Below are 20,060 nucleotides of genomic sequence, written 5' to 3'. Positions count from 1 at the left end.
ACAACCGGCCCTGATGGTCACCGCCCGCGGGCGGTGACCATCAGGGCCGGCATGGTCGAGTCAGGACTCGACGATCTTGCGTACGTTCTCCACGGAGCCGCAGCCGGACTTCAGCTGACGCTCACGCTCCCGCGCGAACGCCAGGCCGAGCTCTTCGCGCCGGTCCATCGCCACGTTCTCCCGCGCGCCGTTGAGGATGGTGCGCTCCTCCTCGTCGGCATGGTGGGTGACGGCCTCCACCAGTTCCTCGAGCTTCGAGTCCCACTCCTCGGAGCCGACCTCCTCGACCTGGAGGAGCTCAAGGAGGGCCTCGTTGCCCTCGTCGTGCTCGTGCTCGCCGTGTTCGACCTCTTCGTCGTCAATGTTCTTGTACCGCTTCAGCGCCGGGTAGACCTTGGCCTCCTCGGCCTGCGCGTGCGCGATCAGCAGGTCCGCGAACTCCTTCAGCGCACCCGCCCGGTCGTCCTCGACGCTCCGCATCCGGCGGAAGAGGTCTTCCATGCGCCGGTGGTCCAGAAGAATGAGTTCTACGACGTCTTTCGTTTCGGCCATGGAAAAGGAACGCCTTTCCTTGGAGGGAATCGGGTCACTTTCACTTACCCCATTCCTGACGTTTTGCTCGCCGCAGCGGTGGTCCGTGGCGGCCGGTCTACCAGCGATACCAGCGGCCCCTGCGGCCGCCACTGTCCGCGCTGCGCAGCACGAAGCCGAGCAGCCACAGGACCAGCACGATCACCGCGATCCACCACAGGGCCTTGAGTGCGAAGCCCGCACCGAAAAGGACCAGAGCCAGCAGCAGGACGAGAAGCAGGGGAACCATAGTTATCAACCTCCGCTCCCTCTGGTGCCCCGCGCCCAGGCGAACACACAGCCGAATCTCCATGTTTTCTTCACCTGCTCAGGGGCACCTGGAGCGCTTTTACCCGACCGCCTCAGTCCTCGCCGACGACGATCACCTCGTCCCCGGCCGTCCAGCGGCGCCGCGCGGCCTTGGGCGGGTTGATCCGCACGCCGTAGCCCGGACTCGTCGACGCGTCGTCGTGGCTCCGGTAGCCGATGGCGCACTCGCCGCGCTGACGTGCCGCGGCCACGACGGTGGCGAAGGTCGTCTCGCACCCCGGCAGCACGTAGTCGCCGGCCGGCCGCAGGCGGATGCCGGTGCCGTCGGCGGAGAACAGCTCCTCGAACACCGCCGCAAGGTGCCGGTTCTGGGAGATCTGCGCCATGAGCAGGCCGATGAGCTTGCCGCTGATGATCACGTCGGCTCCGGGGCCCAGGGGGGCCAGTGCCCGGTTGCGGTCGTCGACCAGTTCGGTGACGACGGGGAGTTCGCGCCCGGAGGCTTCCTCCAGTCGGCGCAGCAGCAGGAGCGTGACGAGCGTGCGGTTGTCGGGCTCGTCCGGCGGCTGCCCGGGAGCGGGGTCCCGGCCGAGCACGATCACGCTGTCGTAGGAGTGCACGTCCAGACCTTGCAGGGTCTCCGGACGGGTGACGTCGCCGGGGTGCAGGGTCAGTGTGAGATCGGTGCCGTGGTGCGCGCCGGCCTCGCTCACCTGCTGGGCCGTCACCTCGTCGGCGTCCGCGACCACGTCGACGGCCGATCCCGGCCGGGCGCGGCGGCGCAACTGGTCGACCATGAGCGGCGCTCGCCGGTTCCAGCCCAGCAGCAGGACCCGCTCCGGCCGTGCGGGCGTCGCCGGGCCGGACGCCATCGCCGTCTTCTCGACCGAGTCCGCGCAGTCGGCCGGCCAGACCGTGTCGTCGTCGCGGGAGATGACGACGAGCAGATCGTCCTCGACGAGGGGCGTGTGCGGCGGCGGGTTCAGCACAGGGGTGTCGCCGCGCACGATCCCGACGACGCTCGACGTCGGGTAGGACAGCAGCAGGTCGCCGAACGGGCGTCCGTCCAGGGCCGGTTCGGCGACCAGGTAGAACTCGTCGCCGGCGAAGTCGAGGAGCTCCTGGTGGACGAGGGAGAGTCCGGGGCGGCGGGCGGCCTGGACGATCAGCCGGGCGGTGACGGTGTCGCTCTCCAGGACGATGCCGCCCGGCCCTGCGGCGAGAGACGCGGCCAGACGGTAGCGGTCGTCCCGGACAGCGGCGACGACGGGCGGGCGGGCCTCCCCGGGCAGGGCCGCCCGCAGCGCCAGCAGCGTCTTGACCACCTCGGCATCGGCGTCGGGCTCGTCGCGCGGCAGGACCAGCACGACACCGGCGGTCGCCGGGCTGGTCAGGGTGAGCACCGCCGGGTCGGTGGTGGGGCCGCTGCGGCAGATCAGCCGCGTACGGCCGACGGGGCCCACCTTGGTGCTCAGGGCCTCCTCCATGGCGGTCTTGTCCCGGTCGGCCAGCACCGCCACCGCCGTGCGCCGCTGGTTGGCGTTGGCGGCCACCAGTTCGCTCACCACCGTGAAGACCTGCTCCGACCACCCCAGGACCACGACGTGTCCCTGTTCGAGCACGGTGGAACGGCCCCGCCGCAACGCGGTGAGCCGCTCCGTGAGCGCCGTCGTGATCAGGCCGACGAGCGTCGAGACGTACAGCAGAGCGACCAGGGCGAGCAGCACCGACATGGTCACGCGCAGCGGCGTACCCGTCGCGCCGCCCAGCCGCAGGGTCTCGCCGGTGAGGTGCCACACCGCCGCGAGCCGGCCCGGCAGCGACTGCGGCGCGTCGGGGTCGGTCCACACCACCACCGCGCTGGCCGGGACGACGACGGCCAGGCACAGCAGCGCCATCCAGCCGACGATCGCCGAGGCGCCGCGGGCCAGCGTGTTGTCGAACCAGTATCGGGCCCGGTCGCCCAATGGAGCGCGCCGCTGCGCCACTCTTCCCCCTCCGTCGCTCCGCCCTCTCCTGCGGCGGTCAGCGCCGCCGCGTACGCGAGGCGCCGGGTCGACGGCCGGTCGGAGAGCACGGAGATGTGCATCCGCATGGCAGTGTGCGGGCTCGATCGCGGTGGCAGGCACGGTTCCCTCCGCATTCATTCCTTCGGGTTGCGCGGAGTCGCCGACGCCGGCGGACCCGCTGTGACGTCAGGGTTTGCGGCCGCTTCGCTCCTTCGGGTCAACGCCCGGGCGAAGGACGGCGCCCGGGCCCGCGCCACCGTTACAAAGGCCGACATGACTGAAGATCATGCGCTGGTGCGCTCGGACGGCGGTTTCTCCCGGCGGAGTTTCGCGGCGGTGGCGGGCACGGCCACGGTGGCGACGGCCCTGACCGGTGGTGCCGCAACGGCTCTGCCCGCACCGGCCGCACCGGCCGCCCCGGCCGGCAGACGTGGCGCCGACCTCGACAGGTGCCTCGCCGTCGCCCGCGCACTGCTCGTCCTGGACTCCGACGACCGTCCCCTCGTACCTCGTTACCAGCGCGTCCTCAAGAAGGGGCTGCCGGCTCAGCGCCGCACACGCCCCAAGAAGGTCCTCGTCATCGGCGCCGGTCCGGCCGGGCTGGTCGCCGCCTGGCTGCTGAAGAGGGCCGGTCACCGGGTGACGGTCCTGGAGGCCAACGGAAACCGGGCGGGTGGACGCATCAAGACCTTCCGCAACGGCGGTCACGAAGACGCCGAGCAGCCCTTCGCCGACCCCCGCCAGTACGCCGAAGCGGGCGCGATGCGCCTCCCCGGCAGTCACCCCCTGGTGATGGAACTGATCGACCGGTTCGACCTCGAGAAGCGGCGCTTCCACTACGTCGACGTGGACGCCGAAGGACGCCCCGCCGGCCGCACCTGGATCCACGTCAACGGCATCCGCGTGCGGCGCACCGACTACGCCCGCGCGCCCCGGCGCGTGAACCGGTCCTTCGGCGTGCCCAAGGCCCACTGGGACACCCCGGCCGCCGCCATCCTGCGCGCCGCGCTGGACCCGGTGCGCGACGAGTTCAGCTACGTCAACGCCGACGGCAAGCGCGTCGACAAGCCGCTTCCGGAACGGCTTCGGGGCTGGGCTCGCGTGGTGCAGCGGTTCGGTGACTGGTCGATGTTCCGCTTCCTCACCGAGCACGCCGGGCTGGACGAGCGGACCATCGACCTGATCGGCACCCTGGAGAACCTCACCTCACGCCTCCCGCTCTCCTTCATCCACAGCTTCATCGGCTCCTCCCTCATCAGCCCCGACACACCGTTCTACGAGTTGGTGGGCGGCACGGCCGTACTGCCCGACGCCCTGCTGGAACGCGTGCGCGAGGACGTGCGGTTCGACCGCCGTGTCACGCGCATCGAGTACCACCACCCCGATCGCCCCGCTCCGGACGCCGGCCATGTCCGGGGCAAGGGCCCGCACGTGTGGGTGGACACCGTGTCCGAGGGCCGCGGCGGCCCGGTCGTACGCGAGCAGTTCACCGCGGACGTCGCCGTGGTCACGGTGCCGTTCTCCGGTCTGCGCCACGTACAGATCGACCCGCCCCTGTCGTACGGCAAGCGCCGCGCGGTCAGCGAACTGCACTACGACAGCGCGACCAAGGTACTGCTGGAGTTCAGCCGCCGCTGGTGGGAGTTCGACGAGGCCGACTGGAAGCGCGAGCTGAACGCCGTCGACCCGGGCCTCTACGACGCCTACCGGACCGGCCGCGCCGCCGGGGACGGCAGCCTCCTCGGCGCCCACCCCTCGGTGCCCGGCGGGCACATCACAGCGGGTCAGCGCACCCACTACGCCGCCAACCGCGCGAGCGCGCGCGACCAGCCCGAGGCGGCCGGTGTCGTGGGCGGCGGCTCGGTGTCGGACAACGCCAACCGGTTCATGTTCCATCCCTCCCATCCGGTTCCGGGCAGCGCGGGGGGTGTCGTGCTGGCCTCCTACAGCTGGGCGGACGACGCGCTGCGCTGGGACTCCCTGGACGACGAGGCGCGCTACCCGCACGCTCTGTGCGGCCTCCAGCAGGTCTACGGCCAGCGCGTCGAGGTCTTCTACACCGGAGCGGGACGCACGCAGAGCTGGCTGCGCGACCCGTACGCCTACGGCGAGGCGTCCGTGCTGCTGCCCGGGCAGCACACGGAGCTGCTCCCGGTCATCCCCGTGCGTGAGGGGCCGCTGCACTTCGCCGGTGACCACACGTCCGTCAAGCCGGCGTGGATCGAGGGAGCCCTGGAGTCCGCCGTGCGGGCCGCCCTGGAGATCCACACCTCGTAGGAGGAGGCACTGACCGCCACGCATGCGATGGCCCTGGCGCGCCGGCGCCGGGGCCATCCGTTTGTCACGGTGCGGTCGCTGCCGCGCGGTCGACCCGGTGACCGCAAAGACCAAAACCTCCGTTGGTTCCGCAAGGGAGACAGCCCGTCGGGGCCCGGGCACCATGTGGCCCACGTCACCCTCCCCCACAGGGCCGTTACCTACCCGCATCGACGTACCGACAGGTGGTGGCACTCGTGCGCCTGCGCACTCCCCTCGCCCTGCTCGGGGCCGCCGTGCTCGTGCTCGTCGGACCGCCGCTGCTGACCGCCGGCAGCGGATCCGAGACCGGCACACAGATCCCGGGCCTGCGTTTCATGGTCCCCAACACGCCCGGCGGAGGCTACGACATCACGGCCCGGACGGCCGCGAAGAACGCCGAGGACGCCGGACTCACCCACAACATAGAGGTGTTCAACCTGCCCGGCGCCGGCGGCACGGTGGGCTTGAGCCGGCTGGTGAGCGAGCACGGCAACGGCAAGCTCGCCATGTCCATGGGCCTCGGGGTCGTGGGCGCCGTCCGCTCCAACGACGCGCCGAAGACGCTCGGCGACACCACACCCATCGCCCGGCTCACCGAGGAGCAGGACGTGGTCGTCGTGGCGAAGGACTCGCCGTACAAGACGATCGACGACCTGATCGGCGCCTGGAAGGACAACCCGGGCAAGCTCCCGGTGGGCGGCGGCTCCTCCCCCGGCGGGCCCGACCACCTCGCCCCGATGCTGATGGCCCAGGCCGCCGGCATCCCGCCGAAGCAGGTCAACTACATCCCCTTCGACGGCGGCGGCGAACTGCTCGCCTCGATCCTCGGCAACAAGGTCGCCTTCGGTGTCTCCGGCGTCGGCGAGTACCTGGACCAGATCAAGGCGGGCGAGCTGCGCCTCCTCGCGGTCACCGGCCCGGAGCGCGTCGAGGGCCTGGACGCGCCCACGCTGAAGGAGGCGGGATACGACGTGGACTTCACCAACTGGCGCGGCATCGTCGCACCGCCCGGCCTGAACGACGCCGAGCGGGACAAGCTCGTGAAGCTGGTCGAGGAACTGCACGACTCGGAAGAGTGGCAGAAGTCCATGGAGCAGAACGGCTGGGACGACGCCTTCCTCACGGGTGAGGAGTTCGGCGCGTTCCTCGACACCGAGGACAAGCGCGTGGTTTCGGTGCTGAAGGAGCTGGGACTGTGACGACACAGACCGACATTCCGCCCGCCGAGACCGGCGGTGAACGGCGCTCGTGGCTGCGCGAGCACTCCGAACTCGGCGTGTGCGTGCTGCTGCTGGCACTGGGCGTGCTCGTCCTGACCGACGCGCTCACCATGGACGTCGACATCGCCCAGCGCGGCCCGGTCGGCCCGAAGACCGTGCCGGTCGTGGTCGGCGCCGGTCTGCTGGTGATCGCCGCCCTGCTCGCCGTGGACGTGCTGCGCGGTGGCCGGGGCCAGGCCGAGGGCGGTGAGGACATCGACCTGTCCGAGCCCGCCGACTGGCGCACGGTGCTGCTGCTGTCCGGGGTGTTCCTCGGGGCGGCGGTCCTGATCGAGCCGCTCGGCTTCCCCATCGCCGGCGCACTGCTGTTCTGGGGCGCGGCCTTCGCACTCGGCAGCCGCAGGATCGACCGCGACCCGCTCATCGCGGCCGGGCTCTCCCTCGTCACCTACACCGTCTTCAACAACCTGCTCGGAGTGCCCCTGCCCGGCGGTCCGCTGATGGGAGTGCTGTGACATGGATGCCTTCAACTCCCTTCTGGACGGCTTCGGTACGGCCCTCACGCCGATCAATCTCCTCTGGGCCGTCATCGGTGTGCTGCTCGGTACGGCGATCGGCGTGCTGCCGGGCATCGGCCCGGCGATGGCGGTCGCCCTGCTGCTGCCGGTGACGTACGGGCTCGACCCGACCGGCGCGTTCATCATGTTCGCGGGTATCTACTACGGCGCGATGTTCGGCGGCTCGACCACCTCCATCCTGCTCAACACACCGGGTGAGAGCGCGGCGGTGGTGGCGGCCATGGAGGGCAACCCCATGGCCAAGTCCGGGCGCGGCGCCCAGGCCCTCGCGGCGGCCGCCGTCGGGCACTTCGCGGGCGGCCTGATCGGCACGCTCCTGCTGGTGGCGCTCGCGCCGACGGTCGCCAAGCTGGCCGTGGACATCGGTGCGCCGGACTACTTCGCCATCATGGTGCTGGCGTTCATCGCGGTGACGTCGGTGCTCGGCTCGTCCCGCATCCGGGGTCTCGCCTCCCTGCTGATCGGCCTCACCCTGGGCCTGGTGGGCCTGGACCAGATGACCGGCCAGCAGCGCCTGACGTTCGGCTCGCTGCAACTGGCCGACGGCATCGACGTGGTGATCGTCGCGGTCGGGCTCTTCGCGATCGGCGAGGCGCTGTGGGTGGCGGCGCACCTGCGGCGCAGACCGCCGGAGCCGATCCCCGTCGGCCGGCCGTGGCTGGGGCGCGCGGATGTGAACCGGACCTGGAAGTCATGGCTGCGCGGCCCGTTCATCGGCTTCCCGTTCGGCGCGATCCCGGCGGGCGGCGCGGAGATCCCCACCTTCCTGTCGTACGTGACGGAGAAGCGCCTGTCCAAGCACAAGGACGAGTGGGGCAAGGGCGCCATCGAGGGTGTCGCCGGCCCGGAGTCGGCGGCGTCGGCCTCGGCGGCGGGCACGCTGGTGTCGATGCTGACCCTGGGCCTGCCGACCACGGCGGTCGCCGCCGTGATGCTGGCCGCCTTCCAGCAGTACGGCATCCAGCCCGGCCCGCTCCTCTTCGAACGTGAACCCGACCTGGTGTGGGGTCTGATCGCCTCCCTGTTCGTCGGCATGGTGCTGCTGCTCGCGCTCAACCTGCCGCTGGCGCCGGTGTGGGCGAAGCTGCTGCGCATCCCGCGGCCGTACCTGTACGCCGGGATCATGTTCTTCGCGGCGGTCGGCGCCTACGCGGTCGGCGGCGAGGTGATCGACCTGGTGATTTTGCTGATCATCGGCCTGATCGGCTTCGGCATGCGCCGCTACGGTCTGCCGGTGCTGCCCGCCGTGATCGGTGTGATCCTCGGCCCGAACGCCGAGCAGCAGTTGCGGCGCGCCCTGCAGATCAGCGACGGCAGCGTCACGGGTCTGGTCAACACGCCGTTCGCGATCACCGTGTACGCGGTGATCGTGCTGCTGCTGGCGTGGCCGCTGCTGCGGAAGGCGGTGACGCGGAGCCGCCCCGCGGCCTGACCCGGTCATCGCGGCACCCGTTCCAGGGTGCCGTCCGGGAAGCGGATCTCCACCTCGCCGGCCGCGGTGACCCGTACGCGCGTTCCTGAACCTCGCGCGTGCGGGTCGCCGTTCACGTCCGGGTCGGCGCTGAGCACGACGAGGGTCACCAGGAGGTGGGTGCCGCCCGGATGGGCGGGCAGGGTGAGGTGCGGGGTCGCCGAGTGGTGGCCGTAGGCGTTGGTGCCGACCGCGTGGGCCACCGCCGCCCCGGCGTCCCGCCACCCGTGCAGTGCCACGATCGTGCTGGTCAGCCCGTCCGCGCGGCGGGCCAGTGCCCGGCCCGGGCCGGTCCGGCCGATCGGCGGCTCGGTGTCGTCGGCGACGGCCCATCCCCCCTCGCGCACGGGCGTGCCGGGCGGCGCCTCGACGCGGTGCACGCGCACCTCCCACGGGCCGTGGACCGTGCTGACCGTCTCGATGCGATGCCCCTCGCCGCCGCCCGGCAGCACGGCCCGGTGCCAGGAGGCGGCATGAGCGCCCTCGACGGCGAGGGGGTGGATCCGGCCCCGCGGGGTGGGTGTGCCGTCGGGGGCGAGCAGGGCGATGTGGTTGTCGGGGCCGGTGTGCGGTGCCGGTGGGGTCTCGGGGGCCGTGGCGCTGGAGTAGGCGAGCCGGGCGTAGTGCGGGCTGTCGTCCGCGGTCGCCGGCGGGGGTGGCAGGCGGTCGCTGCCGTGGTTGACGAGTCGTACGATCCCGTCGGCCGCGGTGGAGTGCAGCAGCCAGCCCGGGGCGGGTAACGCGCGGCGGACGTCGCCCGTCTCGACCGGGCCGGGCTCCTCTGGCACGGTCCACACGGGGTGGCCGGCGGGCAGGAGCAGGCCGAGGAAGGCCTTGCTCGCCCAGTAGGGGGAGGCGGGGCCGGAGTACCGCTGGGTGACGGGGAGAAAGGGCCGGTACCAGCCGAGCGTCAGCAGCCCCCGCTCGTCGGGCACGCCCCGCTCGGCGAAGTGCTGGAGCGCCCCGGAGGCGAGGCGGCGGGTGCGGCCCGGCGGCAGCGGGGTGGCGTCGGCGAGCACGCCCGCCCACAGCGGCGCGGTCGTGGCGAACCGGTAGGTGAGGGAGCGGCCCTGGTGGAGCGGGGCGCCGTCGGCGCCGAAGAAGTGCTGGTGGTCGTGGAGGAGTGCGCGCAGGCGCGCACGGTGCTCCGCCACCAGCCGGGGGTCGGCGCGCGGCCCCGCGATGCGGGCCCAGAGCACCGGGTACAGGTGCAGGGCCCAGGCGTTGTAGTAGTCGAACTTGCGGCCGTCGCCGTCCGTGTACCAGCCGTCGCCCCGGTACCAGTCCTCCAGGCGTGCGAGGCCGGCGTCGATCTCGCTGCGGCTGTGCGGGGCGCCGACGGAGGCGAGGAACTCCTCGGTGATGACCTGGAAGAGCCGCCAGTTGGAATCGTTGACGACCGCTCCGACGAAGCCGCCCAGCCAGTCGGCGATCCGCTGCCGTACGCGGTCGTCGAGCCGGTCCCAGATCCAGGGGCGGGTCTCGTGCAGGGCGATGGCGACGGACGCCGCCTCGACCATGGGCTGGCCGCGGTCGGTGATGGGCGGCCAGCGGTCGGGGCGGTGCGGGTCGGTGCCGGACGCGAGCCCGGCCGCGTACCGCTCGATCAGGCCGGGCCTCTGCCGCCCGCCCGAACCGGCGATGCGGAAGGCGGCCAGCAGGAAGGAGCGGGCGAAGCCCTCGAGACCGTCCGACCAGGGCCCGGAGTGGCTGGGCGGTCCGGGGAGGCGGTACTGGGCCAGGCCCGGGGAGGCGTACGGGGTCAGGGCGTCGAGGAGGCGGTCGGCGATCGCCTCCCAGTGAGCGCGGGTCCAGCCGGTGTACGGCGAGGTCAGGGGGTCGGGCGGGGGCAGGCCGGGCAGGTTGGGGAGGTGCGTCGGGTCGGGGAGCGACACGTGCGGCGCGCTCATACGGGTGCGATTCCTCCGTTGGTCACAGGGCACGCCCGGGCGGGGGCGGGCCGGCGCTGTCGCGGACGACGATGTGGGTGCCGAGCAGGTGGTGGGCCCCGGCGGCGTGCTCGGGGTCGCGCAGGGCGATGCGCACGGCGGCCCGCCCGAGTTCCTCGGCGGGGGTGCGGACGGTGGTGAGCGGCGGGCTGAAGTCCTCGGCGAGCGGGATGTCGTTGTAGCCGACGACGGAGAGGTCACCGGGGACGCTCAACCCGGCCTCGGCGATGGCGCGCAGGACACCGGCGGCGACCATGTCGTCCCCGGCGAAGACGGCGGTGAACTCCCGTGTGTTCTCCAGCAGTTCCGTCATCGCCCGGTGGCCGGCGGCGCGGCCGAGACCGCAGTCGACGACATGTGCGGCCTCCGGAGGCAGCCCGTGCTCGGCGAGGGCGGCCCGGTAACCGGCGACGCGCGCGTCGAGGGCGGTGTTGCCGGGCAGGCCGCCGAGGAACACGATCCGGCGGTGCCCGGCGGACAGCAGATGACCGGTGACGGCGTGGGCTCCGGCCTCGTTGTCGAACTCCACGACCAGTGCGGGGATCCCGGGGCCGGGCGCGGGCCGGCCGCAGAGCACGAGCCGGGCTCCGGAGGAGTCGAGGGCGTGGGCGTAGTGGGCGACGCGCTCGCGGTAGGCGTCGTCCTCGACGACCCCGCCGACCAGGATCACCAGGCGGGCGCCCTCCTCCCGCATGAGTTGCACGAACTCCATCTCGCGCTGCGCGTCGCCGCCGGTGGCGCCGACCACGCAGAGCCAGCCGCGGTCGGCGGCCTCGGCCTCCACGCCCTCGGCGACCTGGGCGTAGAAGGGGCTGGTGACCTGGCGGACCACGACGGCGGCCATCTTGCGGCCGCCGCCGACCAGGGCGCGGGCGTGCGCGTTGGCCACGTAGTCGAGGTCGCGGGCCGCGCGCAGCACCCGGGCCCGGGTCGCGGCGGGCACCGGGTGGTTGCCGCTGAGCGCGCGGGACGCGGTGGCCGTGGACACGCCCGCCCGCTCGGCGACCTCGCGGATCGTGACCCGCCCCTTGGACCCCATGTCGCTCCCCATCCCCCGCGTCTCCTCTTCCGCCCACCACTGTTCAGGTGTTGGCCGCGTAGTCCTTCGCGTACTCGTCGGCCATTCTGTCGCCGCCCCGGCTGCGCCACTTCTTCACCGCCGCGTCCCACTCCGACAACGGCAGACGCCCGGCGATGATCCCGGTGACGGTGTCGTCGAGGAACGTCTTGAGGGTGGCGCCCTGGGAGTTGTTCGTCGCGGACTGCAGCCCGAAGGAGGCGTCGCGGATGGCGTGCGGCACGACCTTCCGCTGCCAGGTGTGCAGAGCGCGCACGGCATCGGGCATGCCGGGCACGAACAGCACCTGGGGGCCTTCGGCGAGGTACTTCAGCGGCAGGTTGGTGTTGTTCTCGACCTCGCCGAGCTTGGTGAGTTCGGGCGAGCCGTCCTTGCCGCGGGTGAAGTGGACGCCCTCGACGCCGTAGTGGACGAGTTCCCATTCCTCACTGCCGAAGGGCGCGGCGAGGTAGTCGAGGATGCGCAGGAGCAGCTGGACGCGTTCCTTCCGGGCCTTCTTCAGGACGGTGTAGCCGAAAGAGCGGCGGGCGGCGACGATGCCGCCGGGCTCGCCGCCGACGCTGTAGGGGAGGGCGGCTGCCGGGTTCATCTTGCCCTGGGATTCCCGGTACTTGGGCAGGTAGGCGCCGAACCCGTCCTGCATGGAGCCGACGGTGCCGTTGTAGTAGAGGGTCGTCAGGTCGATCTGGGAGATGGACGTGGCGTCGGGGTGGTAGGAGCCGTTCTTGCGCAGCTGTGCCTGGAAGGCGATGGACGCCTTGTAGCGTTCGTCGCCCGCCGCGGTCAGGAAGGTGCCGTCCTTCGTGACGGCCCAGCGCTGGGGCGCGTTGTGGGCGGCGGAGTGGAAGCCGTTGCCGAAGAGGGACCCGTTGGCGGCGCCGAGCATGTACGTCCTTCCGCGCGTGCCGCGCCGGGCCACCGCGGTGAAGTCCTCGGCGTTCCAGCCTTCCTTCATGCCCGAGTCGGTGAACATGTCCTGGTTGACCCACAGGGTCGAGCCGGGCAGCGGGCGTTCCAGCGGGACGCCGTAGAGGAGTCCGCCGATGCGGCCCATGTCGCGCCATGCGTGGGTGGGGATGTTGGCGAGGTTGGGGTAGTCGCTGATCGCGGCGCCGGAGAGGTACGGCGTGAGGTCCTGGGCGCGGCGCTGTACGAACTGCGCCTCCCGGGGCAGTGTGAAGCCGGTGAACATGTTGATGATGTCGGGCAGGGCGTCGGCGTCGCCGGCCATGACCGTGGCCATCTTCTTCTGGTAGTCGGCCTGGGAGATGATCGTGTACTCGATCTTCACGCCGAGGGCCTTCTCGACGGCGGCCCAGAACCGGTTGGCGGAAGCGGGCTTGGGCGGCGTGCCGAAGGAGACGGTCATGACGCGGACGGTGGACCCGTCGCCGGGGGTGCGGGGGACGGACTTGACCAGTGTGGACGGGTAGGAGGTGTATCCGGCCTGGACGCCCTCTCCGGTGGGGGCGAGGTCGGGTTTCGGCCCGGCGGCGGGGCGGTAGGCGGGCCAGGGGGCGAGTTTCTTCCCGGCGTTGGAGACGTCGCCGTCGCCGGAGCCCGACGAGCAGGCGGTCAGCAGGCCGGGGGCGGAGACGGCGGCACCGCCCACCGCCATGGAGCGCAGGAGGGTGCGTCGGGACATGCGGGGCATGGGTGAACCACCTCGTGTCAGCTCTTGACGGCGCCGGTGAGCACGCCTTTGGTGAAGTACTTCTGCAGGAACGGGTAGACCAGCAGGATCGGGACGGTGGCGATCACCAGCACCGCCATCTGCACGGTCTGCGGGGCGGTGACGGTGGCCTCACCGGTGGTCGCGTCGGTGAGCCCGGCCCCGGACACCACATAGGTGCGCAGCACCTGCTGGAGCGGCCAGTGGTCGATCTCCAGGTACAGCGAGGCGTAGAACCAGGAGTTCCAGTAGGCGACGGCGTAGAACAGGCCGACGACGGCGAGCGCGGCCTTGGACAGCGGCAGCACCACCGACACCAGCACCCGCCAGTCGCCCGCCCCGTCCAGCCGGGCCGCCTCGTACAGCTCTTCGGGGATCGACTGGAAGAAACCGCGCAGCACGACCAGGTTGAACACGTTGACCAGGACGGGCAGGACGAGCGAGGCGTAGGAGTCGAGCAGACCGAGTTCCTTGACCAGCAGGAAGCTCGGGATCATGCCGGGCGGGAAGAGGAACGTGAACAGCACCAGCAGCAGGACGGGCCTGCCGCCGAAGACGCCGGGGCGGGACAGGGCGTAGGCGAGGGTCACCGTGCAGGCGAGACTGAGCAGGGTGCCGACGATCGTGACGCCCGCGCTGACGCCGAGGGCGTGCGTGACGATGCCGCCGTCGAAGATGTCGCGGTAGGCGTCGAGCGTGGGCTCCGTGGGCCACAGCACCCAGCCGCCGTTGTCGACGACCTCCTGGGTGGAGGCCAGGGACGTCGACACGATCACCAGGAACGGCACGCACACCAACAGCACGACCGCGGTCAGGGCGAGGGCCTTGGCGGCCTGGGTGAGGGGACGGGGCTTCTCCATCCAGCCGGGCCGGGCGGACGAGCTCACCGGTATACCCCCTGTTCGCCGAGGCGGTGGGCGACCTTGTTGGCCGCGTAGACGAGGAGGGCGCCGACGAGCCCCTTGAACAGGCCCGCCGCCGCAGCGAATCCGTAGTCGCCGCCGACGATGCCCTGGTGGTAGACGAAGGTGTCGATGACCTCGGCGGCCTGGGGACCGACCGCGTCGCGTTGCAGCAGCATCTGCTCGAAGCCGACGGAGAGGATGTCGCCGAGCCGCATGATGAGCAGCAGTACGACCACCGGGCGGATGGCGGGCAGGGTGACGTGCCAGAAGCGCCGCCAGGGCCCGGCGCCGTCGATGGCGGCCGCCTCGTACTGCTGCTCGTCGACCTGGGCGAGCGCGGCGAGGAAGATGATCGTGCCCCAGCCGGCGTCCTTCCAGATGACCTGGGCGACGACGAGCGGTTTGAAGGCGTCCGGGTCGCCGATGATGTCGACGGTGTGCAGACCGGCACCGCTCAGGCCGCTGTTGAGCAGGCCGGTGTCCCCGAGCACCTGCTGGAACAGGGCGACGACGATCACCCACGAGATGAAGTGCGGCAGATACGCCACCGACTGCACGAACCGGCGCACCGAGCTCCAGGTGAGGGTGTGCAGCAGCAGGGCGAGGCCGAGCGGCACCGGGAAGTAGAAGACCAGCTGGAGGACGGCGATCCAGAGGGTGTTGAGGACCGCGTCCCAGAAGGCACCGTCCTCGACCATGCGCTGGAAGTTGCCGAACCCCACCCAGGGGCTGCCCCACAGGCCGTCGAACGGCACGTACTCCTTGAAGGCGATGACGTTGCCCGCGAGGGCGCCGTAGTGGAACAGCAGGAAGTAGGCGACGCCGGGGAGCATGAGCAGAAACAGCGTCCGGCTTCCACGGTTCTGAAAACCTTTACGCTCACGCTGTGTGCCTCCGGACGGGCGGCGACTGGAACTCACCCCCTTCGCACCTGCTCGTTCCCGTAAGCCAGTTGCCACGGTCCCCCCTCACTTCGGCGTCTCCGGTGAGGGGAAGTTAAAACGCTTTCAGTGCCCGGTCAACACCTCTGACACGGACAGCACTTCGGGCCGTTACGTTGCGGACACCCCCGCGCGTCAGGCCGAGAGCAGTCCTCTGCCCAGCCAGTCGGAGGAGTCCCGCACACCGGGCAGGGCGAAGAAGTAGCCGCCGCCGGTCGGGGAGATGTAGTCCACCAGGGGCTCGTCGATCAGCCGGGTCTGCGTGGCCTCGAACTGGCGGCGTACGTCCTGCTGGTAGCAGCAGAAGACCAGCCCCATGTCGAGGTTTCCCACGCTGTCGACGCCCCGGTCGTAGTTGTAACCCCGGCGCAGGATGCGGGCGCTGTCGGTCTTCGGGGTGCGCGGGTTGGCGAGCCTGATGTGTGCGTCGAGCGGGATCGCCGTGCCGTGCGGGTCCTTGGCGTAGTTCGGGCTGTCGGTCTCCTTGGCGCCGTCCAGCGGCGCACCGGTGTCCTTGCGGCGGCCGAACATCAGCTCCTGCTCGGTCAGCGAGACCCGGTCCCAGAACTCCACGAGCATCCGGATGATCCGGACGACCTGGTAGCTGCCGCCGGTCGCCCAGCCGGGTTCGCCCTGCCCGTCGCCGACCCACACCAGGTGGTCCATCTCGCGGGCCGACGCGACGTCCGGGTTGGCTATGCCGTCCTTGAAGCCCAGCAGGTTGCGCTGGACGCCGGTGGGCCGGGGCGCGTTCTGGAAGCCGTCGACGCGCCACCGGATCTGCAGCGCCCCCCGCGTGTGCTTGGCGATGTCGCGCAGCGCGTGCAGCACGGTGTCCTGGCGGGCCGCGCAGATCTGCAGGGACAGGTCGCCGTGACACTCGGCGGGGTTCAGGTCGTCGTTGGGGAAGGTCCGCATGGGCGTGAGCCGGCGCGGTTCGGCCCCGGCGAGTCCGTAACGGTCGTCGAAGAGGGAGGCGCCGACCCCCACGGTGACGGTGAGCGCGTCGGCCGGGACGACCGGGCCGAGGATGCCGTTGTCCGAGGGCGGGGCGCCGACGCCGAGGTCCTCGGGCGGGCCGCCGGCGGTGAGGAAGCGGGCCCGCTCGGTGAGGGTCCGCAGCAGGTCGGCCAGTTCGGCACGGCTGTCGGCGATGACGTCGAAGGAGACGAAGGTGGCGGCCGCTTGCTGGGGGGTGAGGATCCCGGCCTGGTGAGGGCCGTGGAAGGGCACGGCGGCGGGGTTCGTCTCTTCGGCCGCTCGGGCCGCGCCACTGCCGGTCTCGGCGAGCGCCACGCCTCCCCCGGCGAGGACCGCGCCCGCAGCCCCGGCGCCCAGGGCCGTCTTGACGAAGGATCGGCGGCCCGCGTGAGCGGGGCAGCCCGGCGGAGTCGGGTCAGCGGACTGCATGGGGGTGTTCCCTTCGGCGTGTTCGTTGTGTTCGTGGCGACCGGTGCTCACGCGGACTTCCTGATCTCGAGCAGGTCCGGCACGGGCGACAGATCTTCCAGGAGCTGCCCGGTGGCCCCGTCGATCCGGGCCTTCGCGGTCCGGCCGAGCCGGTCGACGGGAGTCCAGCGGCCGTCGCGGTGCCCGGCGTCGAGCAGCGCCCGGAGTCGCGCGATGTCCGCGTCGACGGTGGGCAGCAGGCGCGGGGCTCTCGTGGTGAGCAACGGCCGGAGTACGGTGAGCAGTTCGCGTGTACCGGAGAGGTTGGCGTCGGCCGTGGCCAGTCCGGTGCCGCTGCCCTGGTCGGTGTCGCCGGTCAGCTCGAACTGGAGGGTGTTCTCCAGGATCTCGTGGGCGCGCAGGGGCAGGTCGGAGGCGTCGAATTCCTGATGCGGGAAGGTCTTCCGCAACCCTGCTGTGTCGTCGGTGAGTTGATGCGCCAGGCCTTTGAGCTCACCGGCCGACTGACCGTGCCACAGCCCGTACTCGATCCGCTGGAAGCCGGTGAAGTCCTTGTCGTGCACGCCGTCCGGCAGACCGTCGGGCCGGCCGTCGATCCTCTGGTCGAAGTCCTCGAAGGTGCCGTAGGCGGCGCCGAGGGAGGCGTAGGTGCGGTGCGCGGTCAGCCAGTCGGTGCGGGCGGTGTCCAGGTGCCCGGCGCGGATGTCGTCGCCGAGCTTCCGGGTCTCTGTCACGAGGGTGGCCAGACCCCGGTTCACGTACGCCTTGTACGCCCGCAGCGGCCCGGCGAGATCCTGCTCGGAGACGGGGACGACGGCACCGGCACCGGAGGCACCGCCGACCCTGACCGCCTTGGAGGTGACGGCCTTGCCGTCGCTGGGCACACAGCGCCAGGCGTACGTGCCGCCCGCCACGGTCGCGACGAGATCCCGGGTGGTGCCGGGGGCCAGGCCCTCGATCTCGCCGTAGACGGCGTTGGAGGACGGGTCGATCAGGTACACCTCGGACGTCTGGTTCCCCGTGTTGTGCATCCGGAAGTCCTGCCGCCCCGGCTCGGGCGCGGTGAAGCCCCGGCCGCAGTCCGTCCCGGAGACGGCGACCGTCTCACCGGCGGCGGGCTCGGGGTGCGCCAAGGCCACGACGAGGCCCGCCAGGAGGGCGGGAACGGCGACCACGGAGACGGGGAGGAGCCACCGGGGGCGGGCCGGTGCGGGGCCGGCGGGCCGACCGGGTGTCGCACTCCCGGGCCGGGGCGGCGTGGCGGTGTCGCGGCTGCGCGCCCCCGGCACTCCCCGAACTCCCCTTTCCCTTCGCACTCCCCGCACTCCCCGCACTCCCCGCACGAACAGTGTCGTCACCACGGCGAGGTACCCGGCGTACCCGGCCACCTGGAGCCAGGTCATCGTCGGAGTCAGATTGAGAACGCCCTGGAGCAGCGTGCTGTACCAGGAACCGGCGTCGATGCTGCCGCTCAGGTCGAAGGCGTACGCCGCCCCGCCGGGCAGGACCGCGCCCTCCTGGAGGTCGCGCAGCCCGTAGCCGAGCACGCCCGCGGCGATGACGACGAGGACCGCGCCGGTGATGGTGAAGAAGCGGGTGAGGTCGATGTGCAGCACCCGGCGGTAGAGCCCCCAGCACAGGAGGGCCGCCACTACGAGCCCGGCAGCCGCGCCGGCCACGGGCCCGGCCGACTCGTTCGCCGCCCGGGCGGTGGTCCACAGGAACAGGGCGGTCTCCAGGCCCTCACGCCCCACCGCGAGGAAGGAGGTGAGGACCAGGACTCCTGCGCCCATGGCCAGCGCCTCGGTGACCTTCTCCTTGATCTCACTCGCGAGGGTGCGGGCGGATCGCCGCATCCAGAACACCATCGCGGTGACGAAGGCGACGGCGACGATGCTCAGGGCACCGCCGAAGGCCTCCTGCGCGGAGGTGGACAGGGAGGCGGCGGTGAAGGTCAGAACCGCACCGAAGCTCATCGACAGCGCGATCGCGGCCAGCACCCCGGTCCACACCTGCGGCAACCGCGATCTGGCCCCGGCCCGCACCAGGGTGGCGACCAGCACGGAGACGATGAGTCCGGCCTCCAGTCCCTCCCTCAGCCCGATCAGAAAGCTCGGAAACGAGTCGTCCCACATGTACCGCGGCCCTCCCGGCCCGATGCCCGTACCCACAGAAGCGAGTTAGCCAAGGCATGCCTTACCGACGCCGACCATCATGGACCGGGCTCTCTGGGCATCCGGTCATGAATGCCTCATGGCACGGCAAAAGTCCTCACGGGGCGCCGACGGCCCGCGACGGGGCCGGAGTCGGCCCGGCCGGCGGATTCGCCGAGGACTCCGCTGTCCGCTCAACCCTTCCCACCCTCACGCCCTCACACCTCTTGACGCGTCAATGACAACGATGGCTTGATGAGGTGGGAGCGCTCCCACCTCATCCATGGGAAGGGACCACCATGCACAGAACCCCCCACTCGTCCCCATATTTACGGGTCATGCCCGTTCTCGGCCTCATGGCCGCTCTGCTCCTCCTCGGCTTGACGCCGGCGCCCCGTGCGACAGCCGCGCCCGCGGCGGACCCCGTGCGCGTGATGCCGCTCGGCGACTCGATCACCGGCTCGCCGGGCTGCTGGCGGGCCGTGCTGTGGAACCGGCTGGTCGACAGTGGACACAAGGACATCGACTTCGTCGGCACCCTTCCGCCGCAGGGCTGCGGACAGGCGCACGACGGGGACAACGAGGGTCACGGCGGCGAACTGGTCACCAACGTGGCGGACCGCGACCTGCTGCCCGGCAGGCTGGCCGCCACCCGCCCGGACATCGTTGTCATGCACTTCGGCACGAACGACGTCTGGAGCAACATCGCCCCGGACCGCATCCTCGCCGCGTACACCGAGCTCGTGGCGCAGATGAGAGCCTCGAATCCGGACATGCGGATTCTCGTGGCGCAGCTCATCCCCATGAACCCGAGCAGTTGCGCGGCCTGTGCGCAGCGGGTCGCCGACTTCAACGCGACGATTCCCGGCTGGGCCCGGGCGACCGGCACCGACCGCTCCCCCGTCACCGTGGTCGACCAGTGGACCGGCTTCAGCACGGCGACCGACACCTACGACGGCGTGCACCCCAACGCCTCCGGCGACGACAAGATCGCCGCCCGCTGGTTCCCGGCCCTGGCGGCGGCCCTCGACGCCGGTGTCCCGCAGGACCCGGGTGATCCCGGTGACCCGGGCGAGGACCCCGCCGCCTGCACCGCGCGCTTCCGGGCCGTTTCCTCCTGGCAGGGCGGCTACCAGGGCGAGGTGACGGTGACGAACACATCGGCCTCCGCCATCTCGGGCTGGACCGCGACCGTCCTGCCGGCGGACGGGGCGCGTCTCACCCAGCTCTGGAACGGCAGCCTCACCACGGCCGCCGACGGCACGGCCACCGTCAGGAACGCGCCGTGGAACGGCGCCCTCGCCCCCGGCGCGAGCGCCACGTTCGGCTTCGTCGCCTCCGTCCCGGCGACGGCCGGCGCCCCGGCGGCGACCGTCACCTGCACGGGGAAGGCACCGGCCGGATGACCCCGGACACCCGGCACGACGAAGGCACCCGCCACCTGACACCCGGCGGGGGCAAAGCACCGCCCGCCTGACACCCGGCGGGGCCGAAGCAGCAACCACCTGACGCCCGACACGCGGCACCCGGCACCCG

15 protein-coding genes are annotated in these 20,060 nt (G+C 71.7%); 5 read left to right on the top strand and 10 right to left on the bottom strand.

The genetic code is table 11. The features are described 5' to 3' along the window. Positions 1–60: 60 nt before the first annotated feature. The 3 genes from IO24_RS0125835 to IO24_RS0125825 all read right to left on the bottom strand — a co-directional run bounded on the left by IO24_RS0125835 (position 61) and on the right by IO24_RS0125825 (position 2,828). A complete protein-coding gene (locus IO24_RS0125835; RefSeq protein ID WP_031139396.1) occupies positions 61–552 on the bottom strand; it encodes a hemerythrin domain-containing protein in 492 nt (163 codons plus the stop codon). 97 nt (positions 553–649) lie between these two features. Beyond that, complete coding sequence (locus IO24_RS0125830; protein ID WP_031139394.1) at positions 650–820, bottom strand: DUF5670 family protein; 171 nt, start codon at positions 818–820, stop codon at positions 650–652. 112 nt (positions 821–932) lie between these two features. Beyond that, positions 933–2,828, bottom strand: coding sequence for a CASTOR/POLLUX-related putative ion channel (locus IO24_RS0125825; RefSeq protein WP_031139392.1), 1,896 nt, complete (start codon positions 2,826–2,828; stop codon positions 933–935). A 294-nt stretch (positions 2,829–3,122) separates the two neighbouring features. Between IO24_RS0125825 and IO24_RS0125820 the strand changes: the two genes are divergently transcribed. From IO24_RS0125820 to IO24_RS0125805, 4 genes are all read left to right on the top strand, one after another. Continuing rightward, a complete protein-coding gene (locus IO24_RS0125820) occupies positions 3,123–5,126 on the top strand; it encodes a flavin monoamine oxidase family protein (RefSeq protein ID WP_031139390.1) in 2,004 nt (667 codons plus the stop codon). A gap of 236 nt (positions 5,127–5,362) precedes the next feature. Beyond that, on the top strand, positions 5,363–6,346 hold the full coding sequence (locus IO24_RS0125815) for a Bug family tripartite tricarboxylate transporter substrate binding protein (RefSeq protein ID WP_031139388.1): 984 nt from the start codon (positions 5,363–5,365) through the stop codon (positions 6,344–6,346). Then, positions 6,343–6,882 carry a tripartite tricarboxylate transporter TctB family protein gene (locus IO24_RS0125810; RefSeq protein ID WP_031139386.1) on the top strand — a complete coding sequence of 180 codons (540 nt, stop codon included), beginning with the start codon at positions 6,343–6,345 and terminating at the stop codon, positions 6,880–6,882. Before IO24_RS0125815 ends, IO24_RS0125810 begins: the two co-directional genes overlap by 4 nt. 1 nt (position 6,883) lies before the next feature. After that, positions 6,884–8,377: a tripartite tricarboxylate transporter permease gene (locus IO24_RS0125805; RefSeq protein WP_031139384.1), complete on the top strand. Its 1,494-nt coding sequence runs from the start codon at positions 6,884–6,886 to the stop codon at positions 8,375–8,377. 5 nt (positions 8,378–8,382) lie between these two features. Here the strand turns inward: IO24_RS0125805 and IO24_RS0125800 are convergent, their stop codons facing one another. The 7 genes from IO24_RS0125800 to efeU all read right to left on the bottom strand — a co-directional run bounded on the left by IO24_RS0125800 (position 8,383) and on the right by efeU (position 18,506). Then, positions 8,383–10,326 (bottom strand): DUF2264 domain-containing protein, encoded by a 1,944-nt coding sequence (locus IO24_RS0125800; protein WP_031139382.1) that lies wholly within the window; start codon positions 10,324–10,326, stop codon positions 8,383–8,385. 22 nt (positions 10,327–10,348) lie between these two features. Continuing rightward, a complete protein-coding gene (locus tag IO24_RS0125795; protein ID WP_037668439.1) occupies positions 10,349–11,404 on the bottom strand; it encodes a LacI family DNA-binding transcriptional regulator in 1,056 nt (351 codons plus the stop codon). 43 nt (positions 11,405–11,447) lie between these two features. After that, the gene (locus tag IO24_RS0125790) at positions 11,448–13,097 is read right to left on the bottom strand and encodes an extracellular solute-binding protein (protein ID WP_031139378.1); all 1,650 of its coding nucleotides are present in this window, start codon (positions 13,095–13,097) and stop codon (positions 11,448–11,450) included. 17 nt (positions 13,098–13,114) lie between these two features. Beyond that, positions 13,115–14,002, bottom strand: a complete 888-nt coding sequence (locus IO24_RS0125785) for a carbohydrate ABC transporter permease (RefSeq protein ID WP_031139376.1) — start codon at positions 14,000–14,002, stop codon at positions 13,115–13,117. Further along, entirely contained in the window at positions 13,999–14,853 is an 855-nt protein-coding gene (locus IO24_RS0125780; RefSeq protein ID WP_031139374.1) for an ABC transporter permease, read from the bottom strand. Before IO24_RS0125780 ends, IO24_RS0125785 begins: the two co-directional genes overlap by 4 nt. 243 nt (positions 14,854–15,096) lie before the next feature. Then, complete coding sequence (gene efeB / locus IO24_RS0125775) at positions 15,097–16,371, bottom strand: iron uptake transporter deferrochelatase/peroxidase subunit (RefSeq protein ID WP_031139372.1); 1,275 nt, start codon at positions 16,369–16,371, stop codon at positions 15,097–15,099. Between the two features lie 47 nt (positions 16,372–16,418). Further along, a complete protein-coding gene (gene efeU / locus IO24_RS0125770; RefSeq protein ID WP_031139370.1) occupies positions 16,419–18,506 on the bottom strand; it encodes an iron uptake transporter permease EfeU in 2,088 nt (695 codons plus the stop codon). 317 nt (positions 18,507–18,823) lie between these two features. Between efeU and IO24_RS0125765 the strand changes: the two genes are divergently transcribed. Next, positions 18,824–19,930 (top strand): GDSL-type esterase/lipase family protein, encoded by a 1,107-nt coding sequence (locus IO24_RS0125765; protein ID WP_031139368.1) that lies wholly within the window; start codon positions 18,824–18,826, stop codon positions 19,928–19,930. The last annotated feature ends 130 nt before the right edge of the window (positions 19,931–20,060 follow it).

Source organism: Streptomyces flavovariabilis (assembly GCF_000725785.1).
Lineage (GTDB): Bacteria > Actinomycetota > Actinomycetes > Streptomycetales > Streptomycetaceae > Streptomyces > Streptomyces hawaiiensis.
Note: the sequence above shows the minus strand (reverse complement) of the source record. Positions and strands in the feature narration are given on the sequence as shown.

Excerpts from the sequence above, each read along its gene's own strand:
- IO24_RS0125780 (WP_031139374.1), bottom strand. The coding sequence starts at position 14,853 with ATGCTCCCCGGCGTCGCCTACTTCCTGCTGTTCCACTACGGCGCCCTC.
- IO24_RS0125800 (WP_031139382.1), bottom strand. The coding sequence starts at position 10,326 with ATGAGCGCGCCGCACGTGTCGCTCCCCGACCCGACGCACCTCCCCAAC.
- IO24_RS0125790 (WP_031139378.1), bottom strand. The coding sequence starts at position 13,097 with ATGCCCCGCATGTCCCGACGCACCCTCCTGCGCTCCATGGCGGTGGGC.
- IO24_RS0125820 (WP_031139390.1), top strand. The coding sequence starts at position 3,123 with ATGACTGAAGATCATGCGCTGGTGCGCTCGGACGGCGGTTTCTCCCGG.
- IO24_RS0125835 (WP_031139396.1), bottom strand. The coding sequence starts at position 552 with ATGGCCGAAACGAAAGACGTCGTAGAACTCATTCTTCTGGACCACCGG.
- IO24_RS0125830 (WP_031139394.1), bottom strand. The coding sequence starts at position 820 with ATGGTTCCCCTGCTTCTCGTCCTGCTGCTGGCTCTGGTCCTTTTCGGT.
- IO24_RS0125765 (WP_031139368.1), top strand. The coding sequence starts at position 18,824 with ATGCACAGAACCCCCCACTCGTCCCCATATTTACGGGTCATGCCCGTT.
- IO24_RS0125795 (WP_037668439.1), bottom strand. The coding sequence starts at position 11,404 with ATGGGGTCCAAGGGGCGGGTCACGATCCGCGAGGTCGCCGAGCGGGCG.
- IO24_RS0125805 (WP_031139384.1), top strand. The coding sequence starts at position 6,884 with ATGGATGCCTTCAACTCCCTTCTGGACGGCTTCGGTACGGCCCTCACG.
- efeB (WP_031139372.1), bottom strand. The coding sequence starts at position 16,371 with ATGCAGTCCGCTGACCCGACTCCGCCGGGCTGCCCCGCTCACGCGGGC.
- efeU (WP_031139370.1), bottom strand. The coding sequence starts at position 18,506 with ATGTGGGACGACTCGTTTCCGAGCTTTCTGATCGGGCTGAGGGAGGGA.